General features: G+C 28.5%; 15 protein-coding genes. 13 read left to right on the top strand and 2 right to left on the bottom strand.

From position 1 onward, the window contains the following. Positions 1-122 precede the first annotated feature (122 nt). Both H3N56_RS02280 and H3N56_RS02275 read right to left on the bottom strand, forming a co-directional pair. Positions 123-524 carry a hypothetical protein gene (locus tag H3N56_RS02280; RefSeq protein ID WP_185879702.1) on the bottom strand — a complete coding sequence of 134 codons (402 nt, stop codon included), beginning with the start codon at positions 522-524 and terminating at the stop codon, positions 123-125. A 115-nt stretch (positions 525-639) separates the two neighbouring features. Continuing rightward, on the bottom strand, positions 640-792 hold the full coding sequence (locus H3N56_RS02275) for a hypothetical protein (protein ID WP_185879701.1): 153 nt from the start codon (positions 790-792) through the stop codon (positions 640-642). 203 nt (positions 793-995) lie between these two features. Between H3N56_RS02275 and H3N56_RS02270 the strand changes: the two genes are divergently transcribed. The 13 genes from H3N56_RS02270 to H3N56_RS02210 all read left to right on the top strand — a co-directional run bounded on the left by H3N56_RS02270 (position 996) and on the right by H3N56_RS02210 (position 8,765). Next, complete coding sequence (locus H3N56_RS02270; RefSeq protein WP_185879700.1) at positions 996-1,673, top strand: S24 family peptidase; 678 nt, start codon at positions 996-998, stop codon at positions 1,671-1,673. A 142-nt stretch (positions 1,674-1,815) separates the two neighbouring features. Further along, positions 1,816-2,031, top strand: coding sequence for a hypothetical protein (locus H3N56_RS02265; RefSeq protein WP_185879699.1), 216 nt, complete (start codon positions 1,816-1,818; stop codon positions 2,029-2,031). Between the two features lie 138 nt (positions 2,032-2,169). Further along, positions 2,170-3,108, top strand: coding sequence for a helix-turn-helix domain-containing protein (locus H3N56_RS02260; RefSeq protein ID WP_185879698.1), 939 nt, complete (start codon positions 2,170-2,172; stop codon positions 3,106-3,108). A gap of 3 nt (positions 3,109-3,111) precedes the next feature. Then, on the top strand, positions 3,112-3,249 hold the full coding sequence (locus H3N56_RS02255) for a hypothetical protein (protein ID WP_185879697.1): 138 nt from the start codon (positions 3,112-3,114) through the stop codon (positions 3,247-3,249). Positions 3,250-3,456: 207 nt separating this feature from the next. Then, positions 3,457-3,603: a hypothetical protein gene (locus tag H3N56_RS02250; protein ID WP_185879696.1), complete on the top strand. Its 147-nt coding sequence runs from the start codon at positions 3,457-3,459 to the stop codon at positions 3,601-3,603. Positions 3,604-3,652: 49 nt separating this feature from the next. Beyond that, complete coding sequence (locus tag H3N56_RS02245) at positions 3,653-3,829, top strand: hypothetical protein (RefSeq protein ID WP_185879695.1); 177 nt, start codon at positions 3,653-3,655, stop codon at positions 3,827-3,829. Positions 3,830-3,891: 62 nt separating this feature from the next. Beyond that, the gene (locus H3N56_RS02240) at positions 3,892-4,278 is read left to right on the top strand and encodes a hypothetical protein (protein ID WP_185879694.1); all 387 of its coding nucleotides are present in this window, start codon (positions 3,892-3,894) and stop codon (positions 4,276-4,278) included. A gap of 138 nt (positions 4,279-4,416) precedes the next feature. Beyond that, positions 4,417-4,962, top strand: a complete 546-nt coding sequence (locus tag H3N56_RS02235; protein ID WP_185879693.1) for an N-acetylmuramoyl-L-alanine amidase — start codon at positions 4,417-4,419, stop codon at positions 4,960-4,962. Positions 4,963-4,970: 8 nt separating this feature from the next. Then, on the top strand, positions 4,971-6,230 hold the full coding sequence (locus H3N56_RS02230) for a site-specific DNA-methyltransferase (RefSeq protein WP_185879692.1): 1,260 nt from the start codon (positions 4,971-4,973) through the stop codon (positions 6,228-6,230). A gap of 10 nt (positions 6,231-6,240) precedes the next feature. Beyond that, positions 6,241-6,477, top strand: a complete 237-nt coding sequence (locus H3N56_RS02225; RefSeq protein ID WP_185879691.1) for a hypothetical protein — start codon at positions 6,241-6,243, stop codon at positions 6,475-6,477. 21 nt (positions 6,478-6,498) lie between these two features. Beyond that, the gene (locus H3N56_RS02220) at positions 6,499-7,581 is read left to right on the top strand and encodes a hypothetical protein (protein WP_185879679.1); all 1,083 of its coding nucleotides are present in this window, start codon (positions 6,499-6,501) and stop codon (positions 7,579-7,581) included. Between the two features lie 181 nt (positions 7,582-7,762). Beyond that, positions 7,763-8,341: a hypothetical protein gene (locus H3N56_RS02215; protein ID WP_185879690.1), complete on the top strand. Its 579-nt coding sequence runs from the start codon at positions 7,763-7,765 to the stop codon at positions 8,339-8,341. Continuing rightward, positions 8,334-8,765, top strand: a complete 432-nt coding sequence (locus tag H3N56_RS02210; protein WP_185879677.1) for a hypothetical protein — start codon at positions 8,334-8,336, stop codon at positions 8,763-8,765. The genes H3N56_RS02215 and H3N56_RS02210 overlap by 8 nt, the downstream gene beginning before the upstream one ends. Positions 8,766-8,848 lie beyond the last annotated feature (83 nt).

Here is an 8,848-nt window from a genome sequence, read left to right as displayed (position 1 = left end):
CATTTCCTATAAACTTTATTGCCATTTTATTCACCCCTTGACATTTTATCGAGGCTTATGCTAAAATTGATTTGCGTATCGGTTCTAGCAATAGAGCCTTTTTTTATTTTTTGTATTTTTATTCATCTTAAACCTAATTTATTATAATTTTTTTCGAATAATAAATTCTCAAATCTTCTATTTTCATTTTGAAGTTGTTCTTTTCTCTCTTTAACATTTTTAAAAAGTTTATCTCTTAGCTTATCTGATAATTCTTCATAGTATAATTGTTTTTCTAAGTCGATTTTTAAAAAACTAATGTATCTTTTAACCCAATTTGTAAAAGTTTTATCTTTAAATTGAATTGCAAATTTTTCTAATCTTTCAATAGATTCTTTCATGTTTGTTATGTATATTTCTCTTCTCTTATCATCCAAGGCGTCTATTTCATAATCTATACCAACCGTTTCATGGATTTCAAAGAGGACTCCAGTAGTCCCCATCGTCAACCCTAGAGCATCATCTACAATACTTGAAGGTCTCATTATTCAACCCCCATAAAATTTTCTAATTTAACAAAAACTAAAACTTGTTTATCTTCTTTTTTTTAGAAACTTCCAAAATATTTGATGTTGAAGTTCACTGCTGAAGAAATTCCCATCATTTTTCTTGCGGATCTGTTGTTAACATTCCTCTAATTTCATCCTCTGATATAATAAAGCTATTCACTTTTTCTTTAACTATTTTATCTTTGTAAAACTGTTTAAAAATTTCTTCAACCTGAATTTCAAGTCCTTGTCTTTTTGTCCTCATAAATCCCCCTGGAAAATTAAAATTATTTTATTTATTAAATACAGAATATATAAAACAGTATATAATTACGTAAAAACTATATAACGTTATAACGTTATAAGATTAATATATACTTTTTACGTTATATTGTCAACAAAAAAGTTGTTATTTTTTTAAAAAATAAGTTATCATGTAAGTAAATACTAAAAAGAAAGGGTGATGAAATGGGATTTGGTGAAACATTAAAAAAGGTAAGAAAGATACGCAAGGACAGTTTATATACTCTAGCAGATAAGCTGGACGTTTCTCATTCGTATATAGATAAAGTCGAAAAAGGAATCTCTCCAATATCTGAAAAATTATATAATAAATTAATTTCAGTTTATGACTTAGATGCAGATGAGTTGACACTATCTTATCTAGAAGAAAAGCTTCCAAATACAATACTTGAAAAGCTTGTCTATAAAAATGATAGCCTTACAGTTTCTTCGCCCGCTTTAAAAGTTCAGAAGTTCAAAGTGTATGTATTAAACTCTACAGGGGATGGGTCATTGCTCCAGGAAATGAAAACTAAGGAGATGATCATACCTATGGGAATACAATTAAAAAAGAATGCTTACTGTATAGAGATTACAGGAAGTGAACTGGAACCTTTGTTTTACGATGAAGATACTCTCTTAATTGAGGAGTCTGATGACACTTGGCAAGAACTTAACAAAAAAATTATTGTAATTGAAAAAGATGGAATCAGATATGTTAGAAAAGTTATGATTGTTGATTACAAGCCTAAATTCTTTGCATTAAATGATATTTATCCTCCATTTGATGATGATGGTAATATAAAATGTTTGGGAGTAGTAACTAGATTGCTAAGCAGAAATCTATCTAAAATAAAGTTTTAGATAGATTTAAAATATGGGAACGGAGCTAATTTTATGGAGGTATATTATGAAGAGATTGAATTCTCTTCATTTTTTTTGTTGACTTTGTATACAAATAACGTTATATTATATACAAATAACGTTATAAATGTGAGGTGATATTTTGAAAATATCAGAACTAGGTTTCTTTATAGATACAGAAATAAGAAGACAGTTCAAAAGTCGTAGAAAATTTGCAATAAAAACAAATAGATCATACACATATTTTAACAAGATGATATCAGGAATGATAAATCAAAATCAAAGCATTGGGTTAAATGCTGCTACTGAAATACTTTCAGATTTAGGATATGAGCTAGTTATAAAGAAAAAATCTTAAAGCTTACCTCGGTAGGCATTTAATTGGTACCCTTAACTAATAGCCAAGTACTATCACTATCTAATAGTTGAGGGTAACAATTAAATAAAGAAGGAGAGATAGTACTTGGCAGTCTATTTTCTCCATTAGGAGGATAAAATGAGGGACAAAAGATCTACGGACTGGTTTTGGCTAGAAAATGAAATTGTTGATAGAATTGATTTAGAACCTATGGAAAGATTGCTATATGTAGTTTTAGCTAGACATGCTAATAATCATACTAGCGAATCCTTTCCAAGCGAAGAAACGCTTTGTTTAAAAACTGGAGTTAAAGACAAAAGAACTATCAGAAAATATATTAATAGTCTAGAGTTAAAAAATATGATTGAGGTGAAAAGAGAACAAGGAAAGAGTAATCGATACTTTTTAAAGAATATAAAAGTAGTGTCAAAAAATGAGACCACAAAAAATGACACCACTGACAAAAATTGCAATAAAGCAGTAACATTTGATGCACAAACTAGTAACATAGAATGTGACACTAACAAGACTATAACAAGACTCAATAACAATATCATGATTCATGAACATGATTTTTTTGAGAACTTGTTTAAAGAATTAAATATAAATTTTACATTAACGAATCAAAAAAGTGTTTCAAAATTATTAAAGACTCTTAGTAAAGAACAAGTAAACGATTATTTGATAGAAACTTATGACAATTTAAAAGTTAATCCAGACATAAAAAATTTATCTGGAGCATTTAGTAAAAAAATTATGAATGGCGATAGACAATCGAAATATAAAGTAAAAACTTTTAAAGAACAAAAAGAAATTAAAGCCGTTGAGACTATAACAAAAGAGAAACCAGTAACAACAAATACCATTGTTGAGGACACAAAACAACATCAAGTTGAAGAAAGAGAAATACTGGATATAATATTTTCAAAACTATCACAAGATGAGCAGAACTTAATAAAAGCTAAAGCTCTAGCTATTGCAAGAATACATAACTCTTTTGAACCTTTTGCACTATTGCTGGCAGATAATAAAATTAAATATGATTTAATAAAAGAATTAAACTCGGGGAGGATTTAGTTAATGTTTACAATATTTTTAATAAGTGTATCAATTATTATTTTCCAAAATTTCAAATTAAAATCTGTCGAATCTAGAAATCGTTTGATAGAAAGTCAACTTATTTCAGCAAAATTAAAAATAAGGTTGTTGGAAGAATGATTGATTTGATAATTATTATAATTTCAATTTTCATTTTGTTTCTAGCTAAACATTTTTTAGACTTAGCAATAAAAAAATTACCATTTTCATGTGGAAGCTGTAAATACTTTTCGAGATGCAAAAGATTTAAGAATTATAAAAATAGGTATATAAAAAATTGTTATGAACATCCAGTTTGTTCAGATTTTATTAAAAATGGGAGGATCATTGGAGATACTAATAATAAGCGAAGAAAGTTTATCTAAATATGAAAATAAATTAATTTCAGTATCAAAAAATTATGATGTAATAGATATTGAAAACGATTTGATAGATGGGATATATATTGCAAAAGTATTTGTTGAGAACATCTAATTTAGCAAGATTATCAGAACACAGTTTAAATTATAAGGAGATACTATAAATGCTGAGAATAAGAGTGGGAGTAAGATATAAATGTAAAAAATGCGGGGCTTTTTTAGTTGAAAAAAATGAAGCTGGATATTTTATTTCAAATAAGAAAGCAAATAAAATTTCGATGAATGGTTCCATATACAAAATTGTTTGTCAATGTGGGATCGAATCTAAATATGAAATTTGACAATTTTAAAAGAAAGATATATTATAAACATATCAATCGTATAGATTACAGGGGGATATGTTATGAAAAAAATGATAATATTATTTTTAATGATAACTTCAATTATTTTTGGGATAGAGGTTATTGATTCTTCAGATATTTTAAATAGTTCAGGAAAAGTAATTGGAGAAACATATATTGCTAACTTTGCAAATGAAAATGAAAAAAATATTAAAATGCAAAGAGAAAAAAAGTATCTACAAAGTAAAGATGACTTTAAAGTATTCATCTCTAAAAACGGAGGAGTAATGTATATGGCTAGCTATAGTGCTTCGGGTGAGTATACTATATCGTTCAAAGGATTTTGTGGAGATATTTATATCTCAGTTTATGGAAATTATGCAAATTTTGATGAAATTAAAAATATTTTTTTAAATAAAACTGATTCTTTTGGATATGATTTCAAATAATTTTATTGACATAAAAAAATTTTGAGAGTATATTAAAAATATAAAATAAATAGCTGATAGGACTCAATTAAGGAGTCAAGGGTTTACCGCGAGGTTGCTCTTGGCTCCTTTATTTTTTGTAAAAATTTAGGAGGGAAAATGAAAAGAGTGATTTTACTAGCTGGTCATAACTTTAAAGATAAGGGATGCCATGTCAATCTTGAAGGAAAAACAATTAATGAGTTTGATCTTACTACATGGATTGTAGCAGAGATATTTAAAAAAGAGAGACTCATAAATATAGATTTAGTAGCTAAGGCCAGAAATGACTATAAAGACCTTGTAAGTGAAATCAATAGTCTTAATGCAGATATACTAATTAGTTGCCATTTTAATGCATCTAACGGGATCTCACAAGGAACAGAAGTGCTTTATGCTCATACTTCGAGCAAGGGCAAGAGATTAGCTTCAGTAGCTCAGGATATACTCGTAAAACATTTAGAATTAAACAATAGAGGAATAAAAGCTACGAAACAAGCCGATAGAGGTGGGTCAATACTTAACAAAACTAAACCAGTTGCCATTTTGCTAGAGCCATTTTTTTTAGATAGTGTTAAAAGTTTTGATGAATTAATCTCATTAATGGATAAAACAGTAGATTCTATCATTCAGTTATTAGAACACTTAGAAAAAAATGAGCTTTGAGAGATCATATGAAAATAGAAAAACTAAAATTAACACAAATAACACCATATATAAATAATGCTAAAGAGCATCCTCAAGAACAAATAGACCAAATAAAAGCAAGCATTAAAGAGTTTGGTTTTAATGATCCAATAGCAATAGATGAGAATAATACAATTATAGAAGGTCATGGTAGATATATTGCACTTCAACAACTAGGAATTGAAGAGGTAGAGACAATAAAATTAGATCATTTGACTGTGATACAGAAAAAACAATATATAATAGCTCACAATAAATTAACTATGAATACTGGATTTAACTTAGAAAAATTAAAATTGGAATTAAAAGCTATAGAAGTTAGCAATGAAGATTTAGCTTTAACTGGTTTTGAAATAGAGGAGCTAAAGGAATTTGAGATTGAAGGTTTGGATATAAAAATTGATGAGTTTAAAGAGGATGACCCTCCAGAAGTAAACTTAGAAAAAGAACCATATAGTAAACTTGGTGACTTATATGTGCTAGGTAATCATAGGTTGCTTTGTGGAGATAGTACAAAGGTTGAAGATTTAAGAAAAGTAATGTTAACAGATAAAGCTGACTTAGTATTTACAGACCCACCTTGGAATGTAAATTATGGAGCAGTAAAAAAGGATAACCCTCAAGGATATAAACCAAGAACAATACTAAATGATTTTATGGGAACAGATGATTTTAAGAAGTTTATGTTTGATGTATTTTCGAGAATGGCTGAATTCTCAAAGGAAGGTTGTCCTACTTATGTTGTGATGTCAGGTCAAGAATGGGGAAATATGATGTTAACCTTATCTCAAAATAATTATCATTGGTCATCTACTATTATTTGGAATAAAGACTGTTTTGTCATTTCAAGGAAAGACTACCATACAAGATATGAGCCTATTTGGTATGGATGGTTAGAAGGGTCACCTAGACTTCATCCAGTCAAAGATAGAAAACAATGTGATGTTTGGGATATTGTAAGACCTAAAAAGTCAGAGTTACACCCCACAACTAAGCCAGTAGAAGTTCCAGGAAGGGCAATTACGAATAGTTCTAAAAAAGGAGATATTGTTTTAGACTTATTTGGTGGTTCAGGTTCAACTATGATGGCTTGTGATCAATTAGAGAGAAAAAATAGATCGTTAGAGTTAGACCCGAGATATATGGATGTGATAGTAAAAAGATATGTAAACTCAGGAAAAGAAGATGTGATTTTAATAAGAGATGGAAAAGAAATTTCCTACTCTAAGATTATTAGTAATCTATAGGGAGGTATTTATGAAAGTTATAAAAATAGAGGCATTAAGTCACAGTATTCTTCAAATAAAAAAGATTAGTAAAAAAGTATCTCAAAATTTAGAAATACTTGATGAAAAAAAAATACATTTATTATTTTTAAGAAAAAAAGAGTATTTTTATGAAAAAAATACTCTGGAAGATTTAAAAAGAGACATAAATTTAATGAAACAACTTTTAGAGCAAATAGAAAAATATGAAAATACTACATTTAGTTAGTAACAAAATATGGATGAACCAATGTGTAAATTACAGGAAGGTTCGGGAAAGGGGTTGGCAGAATGGAGGTATATAAATGTGAATTTAGATACCAGTAAGATATTTAGAATAGGTATAGATTGGTTAACTCTATATAACTTTGAAATTAGCTACAATAGTAATCTATATATAACAGAACAAGTAACAGAAGAGTTCTATCAAGAAAAGTTCTATTTAGAAGAACCAAGTTATACCTTGGATAGCACTACACGATTATACACAAGTGGAAAAGAAACGTATTTTAAAAATTTGAGATTTAATCCTAATAAGATTTTGAGTGGACATAATATTTATAATTCAAGAGAAATAGAGTTGGAAGCAGCTCTTTTAATATTAGTAAAAGAACTTTCAGAAAAGGGAATAGACATAGAGTTGGCACAAGCGAAAATAAAAGATATTGAAATAAATCTTAATTTTAATAAAGCTTTCCTAGATGTTCAAGAAGCATTAAAACTTCTTTTTATATCGGTCCCACACTTTAAAAAGATAAGTAGATGCACTAGAAATAAAAGCTATAGATTGATGTTTCAAGATGAGACTCTTCTAGGGAATTATGGAGCTACTCTAGTTACTGCTTATGATAAAACAGAGGAATCTAAAAAACTAGATTTGGAGTTAGATATAACAAGATTAGAATGGAAGTTTTTAAATAGAACCTTTTCATATTATACCAATAAAAAAGGAAAAGATAATAGCTTGAATTCGATTTTAGGGAGCTTTGAGCTTATAGATGGAATCTTCATAGAGAATACCAAGAGAAAGCTCTTAGAAGAGGGGATAAAACACTTAGAAAGTATTATAAAGATTAATTTAGAGAAAGAGTTTCTAGCTTTTAAAAAATCTAATAAATTTGGAAAAGAGTTAGGAAAGAAAGCGAAAAGAGGAGTCTATAGACATCTAGAAGAAAATTGCTGGATATTTGATTATACTCTTCTGATAGAGCTTGTTGATAAACATGATAAACCACATAAAACAAGAGAAATAAAAACAATATTAAAGAATTATTCCAATCACAATAATTTAGAAAAACTGAATTATTTGATGGAATTTATTTTTAACCACTAGTTTCAAATAGTGGTTAAATCTTTGATGCGTAAAAACAAGCTTAAATACTTTGGAAATAGACAGGTTGTAGAGAATATTCAAAGAAGTAATTGTAGTGATTTTTCCTTATTAACTAAATAGCCAATATAAATGACATTTTTATTACTTAACTAATTCTTTTTATAGGAGGTGTGTCATAGCAATGATAAATAAAGTTTCTACTACAATAAAAAAAGAGATAAGAAAAAGATTCGAGTATGGAGAAGATCTAAAAGAGTTAGCCTATGAATTTAGATTATCCTATGGCACATTAAGGAACATATCTAGTAAAGAAAAGTGGGTAAAAGGAATAAACTCATCTCTGCTCTACTTGAAGGAAGTTGAGAAAGATATAGAGAGTCACTTGGAAGAGAAAGAAGAGATAAAGGGTCATTATAAAAATCTTCATAAATCAACCTTAGCTTACTTAATCGAGTTAGAAAGAAAAAAAGAAAGACCTACAAACAAAGGGAGAGAAGATGCTTTAAAAACTAGAATAGCTACTCACAGAGATGGTTATCGATTTGCTAAAGAACTTTACTCTATAATGTCTCCAGAGGAAGAGATTGACTACAAGATTAAGTTAGTAAGATATGAAGCATATAAAGAACAGATACTATCAGATGAGAAAGAAAGAGTAATAAAACTAGATGAGGATTTAGTAGATTTAAAATTAAAAAAAATAGAATTGAAAACAAAAGAGAAAAAGGCAAAAGCTTATGGAGTTGTTGTAGATGAATAGAATATGTCCGAGATGTAGGAAAGTGTATTCTTATAATCTTAAAGGGTGTCCAAATGGATGTAATAAGAAAACAAGGACTGAATCAAATAGGATATACGATAAGTGTCAAAGAGAGCATCAAAGTTTTTATAATAGTAAAGAGTGGAAGAGACTAAGAGAAGCCTGTAAGAACAGATTTAGTAATCTATGTCTTTGGAGCTTATACAAACATAAAAGAGTTGTGACAGGAACAACAGCTCATCATATAGTTCCGTTATCAGAAGATAAATTAAAAGGATCTTTATTATCTAACCTTGTTTATCTAAGTGACGAAGCTCATAGAGAGATACATAAATTGTATGAATCAAATCAAACAGGGACAATTAAAGAAATAAGAGAGTTTATTCAGGTGTGGGAAGTAGAGACTGAAGGTAGGGGTATATGAAAAAGTTTTAGGGTCACAGCCCAATACCGCATCCTTCCAATACTTTTCGCAAATTTCCCTTTGAGAAGTTTTTTGAAAATAAA

This window comes from Cetobacterium sp. 2A (assembly GCF_014250685.1).
GTDB lineage: Bacteria > Fusobacteriota > Fusobacteriia > Fusobacteriales > Fusobacteriaceae > Cetobacterium.
The sequence above is the reverse complement of the archived record's forward strand: the minus strand, read 5'-3'. Positions and strand labels throughout refer to the sequence as shown.

Bases quoted from the DNA above. Each gene is read 5' to 3' on its own strand.
- H3N56_RS02210 (WP_185879677.1), top strand. From the start codon at position 8,334: ATGAATAGAATATGTCCGAGATGTAGGAAAGTGTATTCTTATAATCTT.
- H3N56_RS02220 (WP_185879679.1), top strand. From the start codon at position 6,499: ATGTGTAAATTACAGGAAGGTTCGGGAAAGGGGTTGGCAGAATGGAGG.
- H3N56_RS02225 (WP_185879691.1), top strand. From the start codon at position 6,241: ATGAAAGTTATAAAAATAGAGGCATTAAGTCACAGTATTCTTCAAATA.
- H3N56_RS02235 (WP_185879693.1), top strand. From the start codon at position 4,417: ATGAAAAGAGTGATTTTACTAGCTGGTCATAACTTTAAAGATAAGGGA.
- H3N56_RS02270 (WP_185879700.1), top strand. From the start codon at position 996: ATGGGATTTGGTGAAACATTAAAAAAGGTAAGAAAGATACGCAAGGAC.
- H3N56_RS02255 (WP_185879697.1), top strand. From the start codon at position 3,112: ATGTTTACAATATTTTTAATAAGTGTATCAATTATTATTTTCCAAAAT.
- H3N56_RS02230 (WP_185879692.1), top strand. From the start codon at position 4,971: ATGAAAATAGAAAAACTAAAATTAACACAAATAACACCATATATAAAT.
- H3N56_RS02215 (WP_185879690.1), top strand. From the start codon at position 7,763: ATGATAAATAAAGTTTCTACTACAATAAAAAAAGAGATAAGAAAAAGA.
- H3N56_RS02260 (WP_185879698.1), top strand. From the start codon at position 2,170: ATGAGGGACAAAAGATCTACGGACTGGTTTTGGCTAGAAAATGAAATT.
- H3N56_RS02245 (WP_185879695.1), top strand. From the start codon at position 3,653: ATGCTGAGAATAAGAGTGGGAGTAAGATATAAATGTAAAAAATGCGGG.
- H3N56_RS02275 (WP_185879701.1), bottom strand. From the start codon at position 792: ATGAGGACAAAAAGACAAGGACTTGAAATTCAGGTTGAAGAAATTTTT.
- H3N56_RS02280 (WP_185879702.1), bottom strand. From the start codon at position 524: ATGAGACCTTCAAGTATTGTAGATGATGCTCTAGGGTTGACGATGGGG.
- H3N56_RS02240 (WP_185879694.1), top strand. From the start codon at position 3,892: ATGAAAAAAATGATAATATTATTTTTAATGATAACTTCAATTATTTTT.